The sequence below is a fragment of the Enterobacter sp. MALB-1 genome (assembly GCF_041021625.1).
Classification (GTDB): Bacteria; Pseudomonadota; Gammaproteobacteria; order Enterobacterales; family Enterobacteriaceae; genus Enterobacter; species Enterobacter oligotrophicus.
Window position 1 is genome coordinate 3,612,954 of the sequence record NZ_JBDPJL010000001.1, and the last position, 18,009, is coordinate 3,630,962.

Annotated in this window: 20 protein-coding genes; 16 read left to right on the top strand and 4 right to left on the bottom strand. The window is 51.1% G+C overall.

The annotated features are described in order from the left end of the window. Positions 1-34: 34 nt before the first annotated feature. The 16 genes from thpR to ABGB15_RS17415 all read left to right on the top strand — a co-directional run bounded on the left by thpR (position 35) and on the right by ABGB15_RS17415 (position 14,439). Positions 35-589 (top strand): RNA 2',3'-cyclic phosphodiesterase, encoded by a 555-nt coding sequence (gene thpR / locus ABGB15_RS17340; RefSeq protein ID WP_215723291.1) that lies wholly within the window; start codon positions 35-37, stop codon positions 587-589. After that, positions 579-1,283 carry a DNA/RNA nuclease SfsA gene (gene sfsA, locus ABGB15_RS17345; RefSeq protein ID WP_152083494.1) on the top strand — a complete coding sequence of 235 codons (705 nt, stop codon included), beginning with the start codon at positions 579-581 and terminating at the stop codon, positions 1,281-1,283. The genes thpR and sfsA overlap by 11 nt, the downstream gene beginning before the upstream one ends. Before the next feature lie 176 nt (positions 1,284-1,459). Then, positions 1,460-1,915 carry an RNA polymerase-binding protein DksA gene (gene dksA / locus ABGB15_RS17350; protein WP_001155232.1) on the top strand — a complete coding sequence of 152 codons (456 nt, stop codon included), beginning with the start codon at positions 1,460-1,462 and terminating at the stop codon, positions 1,913-1,915. Between the two features lie 59 nt (positions 1,916-1,974). Next, positions 1,975-2,865, top strand: a complete 891-nt coding sequence (gene gluQRS / locus ABGB15_RS17355) for a tRNA glutamyl-Q(34) synthetase GluQRS (protein ID WP_215723292.1) — start codon at positions 1,975-1,977, stop codon at positions 2,863-2,865. A gap of 42 nt (positions 2,866-2,907) precedes the next feature. Beyond that, on the top strand, positions 2,908-4,305 hold the full coding sequence (gene pcnB / locus ABGB15_RS17360; protein WP_215723362.1) for a polynucleotide adenylyltransferase PcnB: 1,398 nt from the start codon (positions 2,908-2,910) through the stop codon (positions 4,303-4,305). Further along, entirely contained in the window at positions 4,302-4,781 is a 480-nt protein-coding gene (folK, locus tag ABGB15_RS17365; protein ID WP_152083492.1) for a 2-amino-4-hydroxy-6-hydroxymethyldihydropteridine diphosphokinase, read from the top strand. The genes pcnB and folK overlap by 4 nt, the downstream gene beginning before the upstream one ends. Positions 4,782-4,904: 123 nt before the next feature. Then, positions 4,905-5,696: a 3-methyl-2-oxobutanoate hydroxymethyltransferase gene (panB, locus tag ABGB15_RS17370; RefSeq protein WP_215723293.1), complete on the top strand. Its 792-nt coding sequence runs from the start codon at positions 4,905-4,907 to the stop codon at positions 5,694-5,696. 11 nt (positions 5,697-5,707) lie between these two features. Next, the gene (gene panC, locus ABGB15_RS17375; protein WP_215723294.1) at positions 5,708-6,559 is read left to right on the top strand and encodes a pantoate--beta-alanine ligase; all 852 of its coding nucleotides are present in this window, start codon (positions 5,708-5,710) and stop codon (positions 6,557-6,559) included. A gap of 34 nt (positions 6,560-6,593) precedes the next feature. Next, positions 6,594-6,974 (top strand): aspartate 1-decarboxylase, encoded by a 381-nt coding sequence (gene panD, locus ABGB15_RS17380; protein WP_023334546.1) that lies wholly within the window; start codon positions 6,594-6,596, stop codon positions 6,972-6,974. Positions 6,975-7,478: 504 nt separating this feature from the next. Continuing rightward, positions 7,479-8,063, top strand: a complete 585-nt coding sequence (locus ABGB15_RS17385) for a fimbrial protein (RefSeq protein ID WP_152083489.1) — start codon at positions 7,479-7,481, stop codon at positions 8,061-8,063. 65 nt (positions 8,064-8,128) lie between these two features. After that, positions 8,129-8,848, top strand: coding sequence for a fimbrial chaperone (locus tag ABGB15_RS17390; protein WP_152083488.1), 720 nt, complete (start codon positions 8,129-8,131; stop codon positions 8,846-8,848). A 60-nt stretch (positions 8,849-8,908) separates the two neighbouring features. Then, on the top strand, positions 8,909-11,512 hold the full coding sequence (locus ABGB15_RS17395) for an outer membrane usher protein (RefSeq protein ID WP_215723295.1): 2,604 nt from the start codon (positions 8,909-8,911) through the stop codon (positions 11,510-11,512). A 26-nt stretch (positions 11,513-11,538) separates the two neighbouring features. Next, entirely contained in the window at positions 11,539-12,114 is a 576-nt protein-coding gene (locus ABGB15_RS17400; protein ID WP_152083486.1) for a fimbrial protein, read from the top strand. 18 nt (positions 12,115-12,132) lie between these two features. Continuing rightward, positions 12,133-12,696, top strand: a complete 564-nt coding sequence (locus tag ABGB15_RS17405) for a fimbrial protein (RefSeq protein ID WP_215723296.1) — start codon at positions 12,133-12,135, stop codon at positions 12,694-12,696. Positions 12,697-12,719: 23 nt separating this feature from the next. Continuing rightward, the gene (locus ABGB15_RS17410; RefSeq protein ID WP_215723297.1) at positions 12,720-13,322 is read left to right on the top strand and encodes a fimbrial-like protein; all 603 of its coding nucleotides are present in this window, start codon (positions 12,720-12,722) and stop codon (positions 13,320-13,322) included. A gap of 22 nt (positions 13,323-13,344) precedes the next feature. Next, positions 13,345-14,439 carry a fimbrial protein gene (locus ABGB15_RS17415; protein WP_215723298.1) on the top strand — a complete coding sequence of 365 codons (1,095 nt, stop codon included), beginning with the start codon at positions 13,345-13,347 and terminating at the stop codon, positions 14,437-14,439. A gap of 1 nt (position 14,440) precedes the next feature. Here the strand turns inward: ABGB15_RS17415 and ABGB15_RS17420 are convergent, their stop codons facing one another. The 4 genes from ABGB15_RS17420 to ABGB15_RS17435 form a co-directional block, all read right to left on the bottom strand. Next, on the bottom strand, positions 14,441-15,685 hold the full coding sequence (locus ABGB15_RS17420) for a polysaccharide deacetylase family protein (protein WP_215723363.1): 1,245 nt from the start codon (positions 15,683-15,685) through the stop codon (positions 14,441-14,443). A gap of 63 nt (positions 15,686-15,748) precedes the next feature. Next, entirely contained in the window at positions 15,749-16,189 is a 441-nt protein-coding gene (locus tag ABGB15_RS17425; protein ID WP_152083482.1) for a PTS sugar transporter subunit IIA, read from the bottom strand. Positions 16,190-16,295: 106 nt separating this feature from the next. After that, on the bottom strand, positions 16,296-17,066 hold the full coding sequence (locus tag ABGB15_RS17430; protein ID WP_152083481.1) for an ABC transporter permease: 771 nt from the start codon (positions 17,064-17,066) through the stop codon (positions 16,296-16,298). Continuing rightward, on the bottom strand, positions 17,063-17,989 hold the full coding sequence (locus ABGB15_RS17435) for an ABC transporter ATP-binding protein (protein WP_152083480.1): 927 nt from the start codon (positions 17,987-17,989) through the stop codon (positions 17,063-17,065). Before ABGB15_RS17435 ends, ABGB15_RS17430 begins: the two co-directional genes overlap by 4 nt. Positions 17,990-18,009: the final 20 nt, after the last annotated feature.

Genomic DNA, 18,009 nt, shown 5'->3' on the forward strand with positions numbered 1-18,009 from the left:
TAGCATCGGCGCATACCATTACCGAGTCCTCCGTATGTCTGAGTCGAAACGACTGTTTTTTGCCATTGAACTGCCCGCCCCCCTTCAGCGACAAATCGTCCGCTGGCGCGCTGAACACTTCCCGCCGGAAGCGGGCCGCCCTGTCGTCGCCGCGAATCTGCATCTGACGCTGGCCTTTCTGGGCGATGTAACTGCCGAAAAACAGCGCGCCTTAGCCGCACTGGCCGGACGTATTTCCCAGCCTGAATTTACGCTGCAGCTTGATGATGCCGGACAGTGGCTGCGCTCCCGCGTGGTCTGGCTGGGGACGCGCCAGCCGCCCCGCGGGTTATTACAGCTCGCCAGTATGCTCCGCGCGCAGGCGGCCCGCAGCGGCTGCTACCAAAGCCCACAGCCGTTTCATCCTCATATCACCCTGCTGCGCGATGCGGGTCAGGCCGTTGCCATTCCACCGCCTGGCTTTCACTGGACCTTTCCGGTGAAGGACTTCGCGCTTTACGAATCTGTCTTTGCACAAGGACGCACCCGATACACGCCGCTACAGCGCTGGACGCTGGGCGACACCCTAAGGAACTCTGATGAAGTTTAGTCCCGCTTTACAGCACGCCACGCTGATCCAGCGCTATAAGCGCTTCCTTGCTGATGTGGTCACGCCAGAAGGTGTGCACTTAACCCTGCACTGCCCGAATACTGGCGCGATGACCGGCTGCGCCACTCCCGGTGACACGGTCTGGTATTCCACATCAGAAAATACTAAACGCAAATATCCCCATACCTGGGAAATGACGCAGACCCAACAAGGGGCATTTATTTGTGTGAATACATTGCGCGCAAATCAACTCGTTAAAGAGGCGCTTACGAATGGCACGCTTCCCGAACTGGTAGGTTATGGTACGCAAAAAAGTGAAGTGAAATATGGCGATGAAGGCAGCAGAATTGACTTTATGTTACAGGCGGAAGACCGTCCTGAGTGCTATATTGAAGTCAAATCAGTGACGTTAGCGGAACAGGAAAACGGCTTCTTTCCGGATGCGGTAACGCTACGTGGCCAGAAGCATCTGCGAGAGCTAATGAGTGTAGCGGCGGCGGGCAAACGCGCCGTTTTGCTGTTTGCGGTTTTGCATTCAGCCATTGAACGTTTCTCTCCCGCCCGCCATATTGATCCTAAATACGCGCAATTGTTGAATGAGGCACAAAAGCAGGGGGTAGAGGTTTTCGCTTATAAAGCGGAACTTTCTGCCGATAATATGACTCTGAGATCCTCTCTTCCCATTGTCTTATAAGGGAGTAGACGATTGACTATTAAGTGTTCTGGCCGCGTGCGCAAATACGCTTTCCCTCACAGGCTTGTCAAGTGTTATGTTTAGATAATTGCCATACGGAAAAGCATCTGCTATTTATAGCGACCTGATTTTTCCCCCAACACGGGGATCGATAGTGCGTGTTAAGGAGAAGCAACATGCAAGAAGGGCAAAACCGTAAAACATCGTCCCTGAGTATTCTCGCCATCGCTGGGGTGGAGCCGTATCAAGAGAAGCCGGGCGAAGAGTATATGAACGAAGCCCAGCTGTCGCACTTCAAGCGTATTCTTGAAGCATGGCGTAATCAACTCAGGGATGAAGTCGATCGCACCGTTACACATATGCAGGATGAAGCTGCCAACTTCCCGGACCCGGTGGATCGTGCCGCTCAGGAAGAAGAGTTCAGCCTTGAACTGCGTAACCGTGACCGCGAACGCAAACTGATCAAAAAGATCGAAAAAACGCTGAAAAAGGTTGAGGACGAAGATTTTGGCTACTGCGAATCCTGCGGTGTTGAAATCGGCATTCGTCGCCTGGAAGCGCGTCCAACCGCCGACCTGTGCATCGACTGTAAGACGCTGGCAGAAATTCGCGAAAAACAGATGGCTGGTTAATTCCAGCCTTCTAAACACACTACAAAGGCGGGAGTTCCTCCCGCCTTGTTACTGTTGATATGTCTGAATCACACTATATCGGGCGCTTCGCGCCATCTCCTTCCGGTGAATTACACTTCGGCTCGTTAATTGCCGCGCTCGGCAGCTACCTGCAGGCTCGCGCCCGCCAGGGAAAATGGCTTGTGCGTATTGAAGATATTGATCCCCCCCGTGAAGTTCCCGGTGCAGCAGAAACCATCCTGCGTCAACTGGAACATTACGGTCTTCACTGGGACGGTGACGTGCTTTGGCAGTCTCAGCGTCATGACGCCTACCGGGAACGTCTGGCGTGGCTCTATAAGCAAGGATTGTCTTACTACTGCACCTGCTCCCGCGCACGTATTCAGAGCGTGGGTGGCGTTTATGATGGTCATTGCCGCACGCTTAAAAATGGCCCTGAAAATGCGGCCGTGCGTATAATACAGCGCGCTCCCGTCACCCATTTTAATGATTTGCTGACCGGTGAGATTCAGGCGGATGAACGCCTGGCGCGGGAGGATTTTATTATCCATCGTCGCGACGGCCTGTTTGCTTACAATCTGGCGGTGGTCGTGGATGACCATTTCCAGGGGGTGACGGAAATTGTGCGCGGAGCGGATCTGGTTGAACCTACCGTGCGGCAAATATCGCTCTACCACCAGTTTGGCTGGACGGCACCGGATTACATTCATCTGCCGCTGGCGGTCAACGAGCAGGGCAATAAACTGTCGAAGCAGAATCACGCCCCTGCCCTGCCTGAGGGCGATCCACGGCCTGTATTAATCGACGCGCTGCGATTTCTCAACCAGAATGTAACGAATGAATGGCAGGATCTCTCTGTTGATGAATTGCTGAAAATGGCGACGGCCAACTGGGCCCTAAAAGACGTGCCAAAAATCCAGCATTCTCAAATGCGTTGCGCTGAGCTATGATTAGCCGCTTTTTTGATAACAAAACACACTACGAGGTGTACTATTTTTACCCGAGTCGCTAATTTTTGCCGTAAAGTGCTTAGCCGCGAAGAGAGCATGGCGAACGACGCTATTGCGCAAAACCGCATGTCGGTTATTCCGCGTGAGCAGCACAATATTTCCCGCAAAGATATCAGTGAAAATGCCCTCAAGGTGCTCTATCGTCTGAATAAAGCAGGCTACGAGGCCTACCTCGTCGGTGGCGGGGTTCGTGATTTACTGCTGGGCAAAAAACCAAAAGATTTCGACGTGACGACCAGCGCCACGCCTGAGCAGGTGCGCAAATTATTCCGTAACTGCCGCCTGGTTGGCCGCCGTTTCCGCCTTGCGCACGTGATGTTTGGGCCAGAAATTATCGAAGTGGCGACGTTCCGTGGTCACCACGAAGCGGGGATTGCCGATCGTACCACGTCCCAGCGCGGTCAGAATGGCATGCTGCTGCGTGACAATATCTTCGGTTCAATCGAAGAAGATGCCCAGCGTCGCGATTTCACCATCAACAGCCTTTACTACAGCGTGGCGGATTTCACCGTGCGCGATTACGTCGGCGGTATGCAGGATCTGAAAGAGGGCCTGATTCGCCTGATCGGTACGCCGGAAACGCGTTATCGCGAAGATCCGGTGCGCATGCTGCGCGCCGTGCGTTTCGCCGCCAAGCTGAATATGCGCATCAGCCCGGAAACTGCCGAGCCAATTCCACGCCTGGCAACGCTGATTAACGACGTGCCACCTGCACGTCTGTTTGAAGAGTCCCTGAAGCTACTCCAGGCCGGTTACGGGTTTGAGACCTATAACCTGCTGCGCGAATATAATCTGTTCCAGCCGCTGTTCCCGACAATTACCCGCTATTTCACCGAAAACGGCGACAGCCCGATGGAGCGCATGATTGCGCAGGTGCTGAAAAATACTGACACCCGTATCCACAACGATATGCGCGTGAACCCGGCGTTCCTGTTCTCGGCGATGTTCTGGTATCCATTGCTGGAAACCGCCCAGCGGATCACCCAGGAAAGCGGTCTCGCTTATTACGATGCCTTCGCACTGGCCGCAAACGATGTGCTGGACGAAGGCTGCCGTACGCTGGCCATCCCGAAACGCATCACGACGCTGGTGCGTGATATCTGGCAGCTTCAGCTGCGCATGTCTCGCCGTCAGGGCAAACGTGCCTGGAAGCTGATGGAGCATCCAAAATTCCGCGCCGCGTTCGATCTGCTGTCTCTGCGGGCTGAAATTGAAAAAAATCAGGAACTGCAACGTCTGGCACAATGGTGGGGCGAGTTCCAGGTTTCCGCACCGCCAGAACAGAAAGATATGCTCACCGATCTGGATGATGAACCGGCACCGCGCCGTCGTCACCGTCGCCCGCGCAAGCGCGCACCGCGTCGCGAAGGCACGGCATGACCCTCGCTTATATCGCCATCGGCAGCAATCTGGCCTCTCCGCTGGAGCAGGTTAACGCTGCCGTTCACGCGCTGGGGGAGATCCCACAGAGCCAGATCGTGGCAGTGTCCTCTTTCTACCGCACGCCGCCGCTGGGGCCGCAGGATCAACCTGACTATCTGAACGCGGCGGTTGTGCTGGAAACCGCTCTGGATGCCGACACGCTGCTGGATAATACCCAGCGTATTGAACTGCAGCAGGGCCGTGTGCGCAAAGCCGAGCGCTGGGGACCGCGAACGCTCGACCTCGATATCATGCTGTTTGGCAACAACGTGATTCATACTGAGCGTCTTACGGTTCCTCATTACGACATGAAAAATCGTGGATTTATGCTTTGGCCACTGTTTGAAATTGCCCCCGACCTTACCTTCCCTGACGGTATGTCATTGCAGGCCGTTCTGGAAAACCTTAACGCCGAAAAACCGGCCCGCTGGTAATCCCCTCATTCCGTCGGTTAACCATTAACATTTTGTGGTTAATCGATTGCCTAAAATCATTGTTCCCCCGAATGTTACTGATAGAATGCGCAAAGATTCGCTTTTGGGCTATCAGGAAACAGTATGAAACCAACCACCATCTCCTTACTGCAGAAATGCAAACAGGAAAAGAGACGCTTCGCCACCATCACTGCGTATGATTACAGCTTCGCCAGACTGTTTGCCGAAGAGGGTATCAACGTCATGCTGGTCGGGGATTCGTTAGGGATGACGGTACAAGGACATGATTCCACCCTGCCAGTCACGGTCGACGATATTGCTTACCACGCGCGCGCTGTACGTCGCGGTGCGCCTGCCTGTCTGTTACTTTCCGACCTGCCATTTATGGCCTATGCCACTCCGGAGCAGGCCTTTGAAAACGCGGCAGTCGTCATGCGCGCCGGTGCCAACATGGTCAAAATCGAAGGCGGTGCATGGCTTGTTGATACGGTAAAAATGCTCACCGAGCGCGCTGTGCCGGTCTGTGGGCACTTAGGGTTAACGCCGCAGTCCGTTAATATCTTTGGCGGCTACAAGGTGCAGGGCCGTGGCGATGCCGCGCAAACGCTGTTTGATGACGCCGTGGCGCTGGAAGCCGCAGGCGCACAGCTTCTGGTGCTTGAGTGCGTCCCGGTTGAGCTGGCGAAACGCATTACCGAAGCGCTCTCTATTCCGGTTATCGGAATTGGCGCAGGCAATGTCACCGATGGGCAAATCCTGGTGATGCACGATGCCTTCGGCATTACCGGCGGACACATCCCGAAATTTGCCAAAAATTTCCTGACAGAAGCAGGCGACATGCGCGCTGCTGTGCGGCAGTATATTGCCGAGGTTGAGTCCGGCGTATATCCGGGCGAAGAACACAGTTTCCATTAAGGAGTCAAGGTGTGCTAATCATAGAAACCCTGCCGCTGCTGCGCCAGCATATCCGTCGTGCTCGTCAGGAAGGGAAACGTATTGCCCTTGTCCCGACCATGGGCAATCTGCATGACGGCCATATGAAACTTGTCGATGAGGCAAGGGCACGTGCAGATATCGTGGTGGTCAGTATTTTCGTTAATCCGATGCAGTTCGACCGCGCTGATGACCTGGCGCGCTACCCACGCACGCTGCAGGAAGATTGCGAAAAGCTCAAAAAACGCCACACGGACATTGTCTTCTCTCCGGCTCCGGCGGATGTGTACCCACAGGGCACCGAAGAAGCGACCTACGTTGATGTGCCGGGCATTTCGACCATGCTGGAAGGTGCCAGCCGTCCCGGCCATTTCCGTGGCGTTTCGACTATCGTCAGCAAGCTGTTCAACCTGGTGCAACCGGATATCGCCTGCTTCGGCGAAAAAGATTTCCAGCAACTGGCGCTGATCCGCAAGATGGTGGCAGATATGGGCTACGATATTGAGATCGTCGGTGTGCCGATTGTGCGGGCTAAAGATGGCCTGGCACTCAGCTCCCGTAATGGCTATCTGACCGCCGAGCAGCGCAAAATCGCGCCGGGATTAAGCAAGGTCATGAATACAATGGCAGAGCAACTCCTGGCGAAAGAGTTGACCGCAGAAGAGATTATCGCACTGGCAGAGCAGGCGCTGAACGATAAAGGCTTCCGCGCTGACGATATTCAGATTCGTGATGCCGACACGCTGCTCGAACTCACCGACAGCAGCAAACATGCGGTGATTCTGGTGGCGGCCTGGCTCGGCCAGGCGCGTCTGATTGACAACAAAGTGGTTGAACTGGCGTAGTGCTTTCAGCCTCAAATTATTAAAGGTAAACGTAATGATTCGCAAAATGCTGCAAGGTAAACTTCACCGTGTAAAAGTGACCCAGGCAGATCTGCACTATGAAGGCTCCTGCGCAATTGACCAGGATTTTCTTGATGCAGCGGGCATCCTTGAAAACGAAGCCATTGATATCTGGAATGTGAACAATGGTAAACGCTTCTCCACCTATGCGATCGCTGCCGAGCGCGGCTCAAAAATCATCTCCGTCAACGGTGCTGCTGCGCATTGCGCGGACGTGGGCGATATCGTCATTATCGCCAGCTTCGTGATGATGTCTGACGAAGAAGCCCGTCGCTGGCAGCCAAAAGTCGCCTACTTTGACGGTGATAACGACATGAAACGCACTGCGAAGGCGATTCCGGTTCAGGTAGCGTAATGTCATTTACAGGGCTGAACAATATGTTCAGCCCTGCCTTGCGGGTGATGCCCTGTACATCTTTCCCTTCAGATTTTCCTTTCTTTGTTTATTACTCTTTATCACATTTATTCACGTAATGTATGATCAATCTCGAAACAGGCGCAAAAAAAGCAAATATCAAACACTTACCGCCCCCTTTTTAAGGGAAAAATAAGTTGCATATAATTATAACCTGAGCAATTATATTTCCAGAAACATTTGGTATTATATTTATCATGAATAAATCACTCATCACGATTAATATTATTTGAATTAACTGAACGTGTAACCCTCTCTATACATATTTAAAGAAACAATCGTAACGTTTTGTTTTTTAAACCTTAAGCATGTCAATTTAGATTCACTCAAATCACATTGAAGCAATTCTCACTATTGGTTACAAAGAAACAATATTATATTTCTTTCGCTTTATCTATAAGCACCAATTTTTGAATAATCTTTTCTAATAAATGGATGTTTTATATGTTTAAGAAAACTGTTTTAGCTGCGTCTGTGGCTGTAATGGCAATGGGTTCTGTCTCTGCAATGGCTGATGACGTTGGTCTGATCACTTTTGACGGTGCGGTAACTGATACAACTTGCATTATTACTACCAACAACGGTGTTGACGCAAACAACGTCACCGTAACCCTGCCAGTTGTTAAAAAAGCAGACGTTGAAGGTACCACCGTTGATGCAGGCGTAGGTTCTAAAGAGTTTGAACTGCACCTGAGCAAATGCCCGGAAAGCCTGACTAAAGCATCTGCAACCTTTACTTCTCAGCAATTCGCTGACCTGTCTAACGGCACTCTGAAAGCTGACCCAACTGTTGCTGGCCACGCTGACAACGTAAGCCTGGCGCTGTACAACAACACCACTGCTAACAGCGATCGCGTACTGATCGGTCAGCCAGAAAACAACACCCAGAAGGCAGGTCTGACCGCTGGTGAAGGCACCCTGGCCTACCGCGTTGCATACGTTCCTAGCGCTAACTGGGCGGCTGGCACCAACGATGTAACCGCCGGTAAAGTAAGCAGCAACGTTACTTTCACCATGAGCTACGAATAATAGCCTCATTGTTACCATGCGCTCACGGATGAGGTGGGCGCATTTTTATTTAATGGATGAATACTATGCGCCCTTTTAAAATGTGTATGACCGCACTTATTTTCAGTGCGGCTTTTGCTGTCTCTCATTCTGCTCTTGCGGATATCGTTATTTCTGGCACCCGCGTTATCTATCCGGCGTCAGCTAAAGATGTCACCGTCAAGATGGAAAACCGTGGTAATAAGCCTTTGCTGGTGCAAACCTGGCTTGATGATGGTCGTGACTCAACCAACCCACAAGAATTGAAATTACCGTTTATCGTCACACCGCCTGTCTCCCGCGTCGATCCAGCCAAAGGGCAGACCGTTCGTATAACCTGGCTTGGACAATCTCTGCCGCAGGACAGAGAGACAATGTACTGGTTTAACGTACTTGAGGTTCCACCTAAAACCAAAGGTGCCGACGCCCAAAACATGCTGCAACTGGCATTCCGTACGCGTATCAAAATGTTTTTCCGTCCTGACAATCTGAAAGGCGACGCGTCTACTGCAGCATCCCAACTGAAATGGTCGCAACAGGCAAGCTCACTTGTCGCGCGTAACGACTCACCTTATTACGTTTCCGTTGCCAAAATTGAGGTCAGCGCAGGCGGTAAGCCAATCGAAATAGAACCGCATGTTGTCGCCCCGTTTGCTACCCAGTCTTATGAAATGAAGAACGCAGGCTCGGCGCAAGTTAAAAAATTAACTTATACCTCCATTAATGATTTTGGAGGCTCGGAGAAACATGAGGCGACTGTTAATTAAGACGCCTGATAATCCATAAATTTTCTCTAATAATTAGCAGCTAACGGATTAGTGATAGCAATGTTATTTCGCCGCTCATTTCTTTGTATTGCCATTTGCGCAGCGCTTCAGACTGCGTCTTTAGCAGCTGAAAAAACTGCTGTGCCATCCTCTGGTAGTGAAGAGGTCGAATTCAACGATCAGTTTCTGTTTAATACAGGAACCAATATAGACGTTAGCCGCTTTTCTCAGGGGAACCCGGTCGTTCCTGGCACCTTTAAAACGCAAATTATCCTGAATGGTCAGAAGAAACTGCTGACAGAGTTTACCTTTAAAGACAACGGAACGCCGCGAGCAGCGCCTTGCTTCACGCCAAAGTTTTTGATGCAAATTGGTATCAAAAGAGACGCGGTAGAAGGAGCGATTAGCAAAGAGGCCGCTGAAGAAAGTGAAGAAATTTGTATCAATATCAGCCAGACGTTCGCAGGTTCTTCCTGGGATTACAATGCCGGTACGCAGGAATTAAGCCTCTCCGTTCCACAAATTTATGTAGAGCGCCGTCCTTATGGCTATGTTGATCCTTCGCTTTGGGAAGACGGAATTACGGCCGGTATACTGTCCTACGATCTTAATGCCTGGCATTCAGACAGTACGGATGGCGCACGCGATACGGCATACGCTGGGCTAAAATATGGTTTCAATATGGGGCCATGGCGGTTGCGTTCACGCGGCACACTCAACTGGGATCAGGAGAGCGGTTCCGATTACTCAAGCCAGGATATTTATCTTCAGCGTGACATTACCCCGCTGCGTGCGCAGTTACTGATAGGTGACTCCTTTACCCGAGGCGATACCTTCAACTCGTTAAGCCTGCGTGGCATGCGCATGTATAACGACGACCGTATGCTGCCTGGTGGTATTTCAACCTATGCACCAACTATTCGCGGCGTGGCCAAGAGTAACGCCAAAGTTACAGTTACGCAGAGCGGAAATAAAATCTATGAAAGCACGGTTCCACCGGGCGCTTTCGAGATTAACGATCTGAGTACCACTGGTTACGGCAGCGATCTGGTTGTCACGGTTGAAGAATCAGACGGGAGCATACGTACCTTCTCCGTCCCTTACTCATCCGTCAGCCAAATGCTTCGCCCAGGCTATAGTCGCTGGGATATTGGCGTGGGTGAACTCCACGACAATGGCCTGCGCGATAAGCCACGCCTCGGTTACGCCACTGGATATTATGGCCTGAATAACACCTTCACAGGTTACACCGGCCTGCAATACATGGACACGGGCTATTTCTCCGGGCTGGCGGGTATCGCCATGAATACTCCGCTCGGTGCCTTTGCGCTGGATATTACGCACTCCGATGCTGATGTCGATGGCGTAGGTAATCTGACTGGTCAGAGCTATCGCCTTTCCTGGAGTAAGCTCGTTGAAAATACGAATACCTCGTTTAACGTGGCGGCGTATCGTTTCTCAACGGAAGATTACCTGACGCTGAACGATGCTGCCTCACTCGCGGAGGACGTCAAATACCGCGATAGTGCTCGTAACCCGGATCGTACCGGCGAAGACGTGTACAACCATTTCCAGCGTATGAAAAATCAGATCCAGCTTAACGTCAGCCAACCGATCTCCGATGGTCAAAATGAGTATGGCTCGTTGTACGTCACCGGAAGCTGGCAGGACTACTGGACCGAGTCCAGCTCAACCTCCCAATATTCAGTGGGTTATAACAACTCATTCTGGCTGGGGAGCTATAGCGTCTCGCTGCAACGCAGCTATGACGAATACGGTGAAAAAGATGACAGCGTATATCTGAACCTGAGTATCCCGCTGGAAAACCTGCTGGGCCATAAGAAGCATCCGGGCGGATTCTCAAGCGTCAATATGAGCATGAACTCGGACTTCAAAAAAAGCACTGCGTTCAACACCAGTGCAAACGGTAACACCGATGATTACCGCTTTAGCTATAGCGTAAACGCCAGTACCAGCCACGCAGATAGCGGCGATCTTAACCAGGTTGGCGGCTATGGCAGCTATAACAGTCCATACGGACCGATGAGTATTTCTGCTTCGGCTTCCGACGATAACAGCCAGCAGTATTCCTTGAGCTACAGCGGGGGAATGTTGATGCATTCAGGCGGTGTCACACTGTCGCCGGGCAGCATTGGCGACACCGATACGCTGGCGTTAGTCAATGCTCCGGGCGCGAAAGGTGCCAGGTTAAGCGTTGGCGACGGTGTAATTGGTAGCTCTGGCTACGCCATCATGCCGTATCTGTCAGCATACCGCGAGAATACGGTTGGTATCGATATTTCCAAACTGGAATCCGACGTTGAAGTGAAAAGCACCAGTACGGTGACTGTACCGCGTAGCGGGGCGATCGTGCGGGTGGATTTCGAAACCGATCAGGGTCGCTCACTGCTACTCGATCTGCATCGTTCAGATAACAGCTTTATTCCACTCGGTGCCGATGTCATCGACGAAAAGGGTCAGTCTGTCGGCTCCGTAGGTCAGGCAGGTCAGGCCTATGTGCGCGGGATCGGAGAGAGCGGAAAATTACGTATCGTCTGGAGTAGCGGTGCCGATGGTGCCTGTACCGTGACGTATCAAATCACACCATCAGCACAGAAAGTTGGCCTGACAACCATGCTCACCAACCAGATTTGCCAGATGTAATGCTTTTTTAACAGGGAGTTATTTTAATGAAGAAAACAATGTCACTTACGCGTCTTGCTGCCTTTTTGGCTCTGGCGGTAAGTTCTCAGACCTTTGCTGCGGGTACTAACCTTGATGTGACTTTCACCGCTCTCCTGCGTGAAACCACCTGCGACATGAAAATCGAAGGCGGTACAGGCGATGGTAAGGCCAATATCATTCCTATTGGTGCAGGCGGAAAAATTTCGCTGGCAGACATTGCCAGTGGTTCTGAAAGCGCCTCTACCACATTCAAGCTGAAAATCATTGAATGCCCGGCCAGCCTGGCAGGATTGAAAACAACCATTTCTGGTTCGAAGTCCGGCTACCTTGATACCGCAATAACAAACGGAGTAACGACGGGTAAAGCTGATTACACGGGCGTTTCCATCGCACGTGCATCTGCACCAACTGCGCCGTTTACGATTAACTCGGCTGATGACGATAAGCGCCTTGTATGGAGCAGTCAGGAAATTACCAGTCAGGAAGTCGCGTTGATTGCCCGCCTTGTGGAAACGAAAAGCGGCTCGGCTACAACCGGTGATTTTAGTGCAATTGCCACTTTTAACTTTGAATATCAGTAAGCGGAAGGATACGCAACAATGAACATGAAAACATCCACACTCATTGCTCTGGCAGTTTCTGCCGGTCTTATTTCCGCATCCGCATCCAGCGCTATTACGGGAACCCCGAGCGTACAGGCAACCTTTACCACAACGGTAGAAGCAGGAACCTGTACCGCGCAGCTCCAGAATGCTGGCGGTCAACCTATTAGCACCCTGGCTTTTGGTGACGTATTCAAATCTGACCTGATAGCACAAAGTCGCAGCGAGCCGTTTAAAATCGCGTTCAGTGGTTGTGCTGGTGTAAGAAGCGCTAGCGTAGAAGCAACCGCAGGTTCAGGCGGGACGTGCTCAGGTGACGCGCATACGGGCGATTCTTTCGATGCATCAAATGCCACAGCATTTGAAGTATGGAAAGGTACTGCGGGTTCAGGAACACTGATGAGCTGTAACACTAAACCCGTACAAAACGTCACCATCAGCGGCGGTACAGCCAATTTCAATATGGCTGCGCGTATCGTGATCGCTCAGGACAAAGCAATTGCTGATGTAACCACCGGTGACGTTAGCGCACCTGTTACGTTTGTTGTGACTTACCAATAATAATAAGCAGGGGCAGAGCCACCATGTCGAAAATATCAAACAATAATGCCCTGAAAAGAACAGTGTTCTTTGCCGGGCTTATAAGCTGGTATTGGTCTGCCCCATGCCTGTCCGTTGAGACAGGCATGGATGTTACGCTCAATGCCAATATCGTAGAAAATACCTGCCAGATATCTATTCCAGGCGACGGAAAAGTGCATCTACCGATTGTAAGCAAGAGCTGGTTTTATAATGGTGATGGTAGCTCACGCCTGCAACCCACGGATGCCGCGGCGGGTACGGAATTTTCCGTAAAAGTAGAAAGTTGTTCGACCGGCAGTACCATTAACAAGCTGAATTTCAGCTTTCAACCGCAGAGCCAGCAATGGCCTGTCGGCTCACGCCAGGTTTTTATTAATGAAACAGCGGTTGCTGAAGGCGGCGCTGACAATACTGGCGTAGTCATTTTTTCAAAGGAATTGAATACCAACGTTCTGAATAGCGATGGGAGTTCCAGTGTATTGCTTGATGCAGGAGCTACTGACTGGGCGAAGGAATATCAATTTTATGCTCGCCTGCAAAATACCGGCCCAGTTGCATCAGGGAAAGTGACCAGCCGGGTTGTTGTGAATGCGACATACCGCTAAATAAGACAGGGAGGATAATCTTATGAATTTTAAAGGACGTTTGACGGGCTCCATATGTACAACTGTCATGTTGCTGCTTGTGCAGGGCTACGCATGGGGAGAATGCCATTTTGGGGAGGATGGTGAAGGTGGGACATCCACTATCGTCAATACACTTGCCAGCTCGCCCGTTTATTTTCATGCAGTTCCTACGGGCCAGTTTCCACAAGAGGGGGTTGAAATAGGAGGCCCTTATGAGGCAACCCTTTCTCCTGCATTGTGGTCTGACTGTGATGCTGGTACTGATGGGGAGCAGATGTCCAACATCACTTATGATGCAATTGGTGGTGTAGACGGCGCGATGTGGCCAACAAATATTCCGGGTATTTATTACGCAGTAAGAATTTATAGTGATAAGAATGTTGGCTCTTATTTTCAATATAGTAATGGACAATGGACAAACTTACCATTAAACGCCAGTCAACCAGATCATAGCTGGAAAGCGCAGATTAAGCTCATTCAAACGAGCGAATTTATAGGTAACACCTCATACGCTACGGTGATTACACCGAAAGAATCTAAAAAAATAGGTGGTATGTCCGTTGGTGGCCATACAAGTACCGATAACCAACCCTGGTGGTTTAATGTAACAACGTCAACCTTCAGTTTGCCTATTGCCGCTGCAACTTGTCAGGCAACGGTCGTTAATGGGGGCACAAACAATGTCGATTTTGGCGAAATGATGTTTTCCTCCATACGAGAAGGATTTTATCCGCGTCAAGGCTTCAATCTCCAGTTAAAAGGTTGCAGCAACGTCACAGCGATTAAATATAAAGTTAGCTCTAACAACACATCATATACTTCAGGCGTCGGAGATATGATGACAAATACTTTAACGTCTGATGCTGCCGCTGGCGTTGGTGTGATAATTGAGCAAGTATTTGAGGCAAACCCATCCGGTCATGGCGAACCGTTTATTAACGATCCCTCTTATATCTATGTAGGTCTGCAATATCAGGTTGGAGCAAATTCAAGTATCGACCTCCCCTTTATGGCCTATTTGAAAAGAGACAATAATACCCCGCTCAAAGCAGGTAATTTTAAAGCCATCGCCACGTTTACGATTGATTATCTCTGATTCACCCCTGCGGCTGATTACTGATCAGCCGCGACATCCTCTCCAGCGAATCCGTTCTTAAGATGTACAAGCGTTTCAGTAAGAACGGATTATCGCCAGGCTTCACCTTTCCTTTCACCGTTGTCACCGCAAGATGAAAACCGGCATCATTTGCCGCTTTCACCGCTTTAGTATCGTATCCGCCGAACGGATAAGAGAGATACAGCACATGCGGGTTAAACTGTGCCAGCGCCCGCCGGGAACGTTCAAAATCAAACAGGATCACGTGGTAACTACGGCTTAATAAAATGGGATGTTTGTTGCCGTCAACACGATGCAGGAAGTGAGTGTGAGACTGAATATCGAACACATCCTGGATACTCTTAATCTCCTTAACGCTCATAAACTGCAGCGATTTTGGGTCCCATTTTTGTGAATACCCTTTGATCCGAGAAGAGATAATAAAGGCCGTGGCGTGAAAGCCGTATTCTTTCAGCACAGGATACGCGTAGCGGCTTACCGATTTCAGCCCATCATCAAAGGTCAGCACCACGGACTTCGCCGGTAAATTCATTTTGTTACGCACGTATCCTTCCAGCTGGGACATCGTCAGGGTGGTGTAACCCTGATCGCGCAGCCAGGTCATCTGGTTACTGAACGCGCGCACGCTGGTTGTGGTCGAGGTATGGCGAAAACGGGTGTTCTCTTCATCGCGTAAAATATGGTGATAGGTCAGGACCGGAATACCGTTATCTTCCTGCGCATCCAGGCTGCTTATCCAGGCAAGTCGATTACCAATACGGATTTGATACCAGGTCTGGTTCAGTCGGTCTTTGAGTTTATTCAGAATCGGGTAACGGAGGTTAGAACTCAATGTGCCAAACGGTGCACTTCCGCTGCTGGGGGCGTTATAGACCGGCGTGTCCTTCCAGGTAATCAGGTTTTGATTGCTCAACGGTTTGTTCAGATCGCCCAGACTATCTTCTACACGCTGTTTTCCCTGCACCTTCTCAAGGTGGCCTTTATCGATAAAGCCAGTACCGAAACCGAAGCGAAATTCGTAGTAATCTGCCGCGGCAGGCACAACCGCAAGGATCTGCCCGGCCCGCACATTGCCCACGTTAACCACATTATTGCCCACCTGCGCCCAGATGGTTGCATCTTCGGTGGTTTGCATATATTGAGCAGGGAGGCCTTGCTGACTCATCAGGCTGGCAGAAGCACTACCGGAGAGCAGCAACAGAAGGAAAATAACGCGAATGAACATGGGATATAAATCGATACGGGAAATCAGTCGCCATTGTAGCAAAAGCGACATCAATACCAACGTTTAATTCTTATACAAATCATGAAGCAGGACAAACGGTGGGTTTTTCTGCTGCTGATGCCACAGGCTACTGACACCATGAACTTGCTGATCAACGATAGCATTACGGAAATCGGCGCTACTTAAGGTTTCACGAAGCGGGTACATCATTTCCAGCAACGCGTAATTGATGCCGGAAATCACCTCACAGTTTTCGTGCTTATGGCTTAACAACGCCGCTGAACGATAAGGTGCCGCGCCAGATTTATCGGTAAGAAAGATGACGCCATCACCGCTGTCTGTCTGGTGCAGTGCGTCGCACATCATGCGGCTTAGCATATTGGTGCTCAGCCCACGCCAGTAGTTAACCGCCTGGCATTGCGCCAGCGGTCCAAATTTCATCTCCAGGCGTTCGAGAATCGACTGAGCCTCATCATCATGGCAGGTGATTACCCATCCCAGCATACACTCTCTCCTTAGCAGGCGAGTAGTTTAGCGGAGTGAAGGTCAGGTTACGGTGATAATCATCAAAGAAAAGCGCCCGACAACCAGAATGTTGCCGGGCGGTAGATTAGCTGCGCAGCCCGCGCCCGCGCTGAATCAGATACCAGCACAGCGCATAAAACGCGACGATAAACACCACCAGAACCGCCACCGTGGTAAACAGCGGCACATCGGTAATGCCGAGGAAGCCAAAGCGGAAGCCGCTGATCATATATACAATCGGGTTCAGGTGCGACAGTGCCTGCCAGAACGGCGGCAGCAGCGTCAGGGAATAAAACACCCCACCGAGGTAGGTTAACGGCGTCAGCACAAAGGTGGGGATCAGGCTGATATCGTCAAACGTTTTGGCAAATACGGCATTCAACAGGCCCGCCAGCGAGAACAGCACCGCCGTCAGCAACAGCGTCAGCGCGACAAACAACCACGAGTGCACCTGGAACGGCACAAAGAACAGTGAAATGGCCGTCACCAGGACGCCCACGCACAAGCCTCGCGCCACGCCGCCGCCCACGTAACCCGCAATGATCACGTGTGTCGGCACCGGGGCCACCAGCAGTTCTTCAATGTTGCGCTGGAACTTGGCGCTAAAGAATGACGACGCCACGTTAGCGTAAGCGTTGGTGATCACCGCCATCATGATCAGGCCCGGCACGATAAACTGCATGTAGGTAAAGCCGTGCATCTCACCAATACGAGAACCAATCAGGTTACCGAAAATGATGAAATAGAGCGTCATGGTGATGACCGGCGGCACCAGGGTCTGCACCCAGATGCGCATAAAGCGGTTAATTTCTTTCGCCCAGATGCTTTTCAGCGCGACCCAGTAAAGATGCGTCATGCCTTGTCTCCTTGTTTATCATGCACCAGAGAGACAAACAGCTCTTCCAGTCGGTTCGCTTTATTACGCATACTTAATACCTGAATCCCCTGAGCGCTCAGCTGAGAAAACACGCTGTTAATACCCTGTTCACGCAGCACTTCCACTTCCAGCGTCGATGTATCAACCAGGCGATACTGATACCCTTCCAGCTTCGGCAGCGGGCTTTTCGCGGCAAGGTCGAGAATAAACGTTTCTGACTTCAGCTTGGAGAGCAGATTTTTCATCGAGGTGTTTTCAACCAGCTCACCGTGCTGAATGATGCCGATATTGCGGCACAGCATCTCAGCTTCTTCGAGATAGTGCGTCGTCAGGATAATGGTGGTGCCTTTGTCGTTGAGATCTTTCAGGAAGCCCCACATGGAACGACGCAGTTCGATATCCACCCCCGCAGTTGGCTCATCGAGGATCAGCAGCTTCGGCTCATGCATTAATGCACGGGCAATCATCAGGCGGCGTTTCATCCCACCGGAGAGCATTCGCGCACGTTCGTTACGCTTTTCCCACAGATCGAGCTGTTTGAGGTATTTCTCGCTGCGTTCGACCGCCTCTTTACGCTCAACGCCGTAGTAGCCCGCCTGGTTGACAACGATCTGCTGCACCGTCTCAAACGGGTTGAAATTGAACTCCTGCGGCACCAGCCCCAGCTGGCGTTTGGCGTTCACGACATCTTTTTGCAGATCGTAGCCAAACACGCTGACCCGGCCAGAGGACTTGTTAACCAGCGAACTGATAATACCGATAGTGGTAGATTTCCCTGCTCCATTCGGCCCCAGAAGCGCGTAGAAATCTCCCGCCTCTACCTTAAGATCTATCCCGCGCAGCGCCTGAACGCCGCCCGGATAGGTTTTTTTAAGCTGCTCAAGCTCAAGTGCAATCGCCATGAATTAAACTTACCTATAGT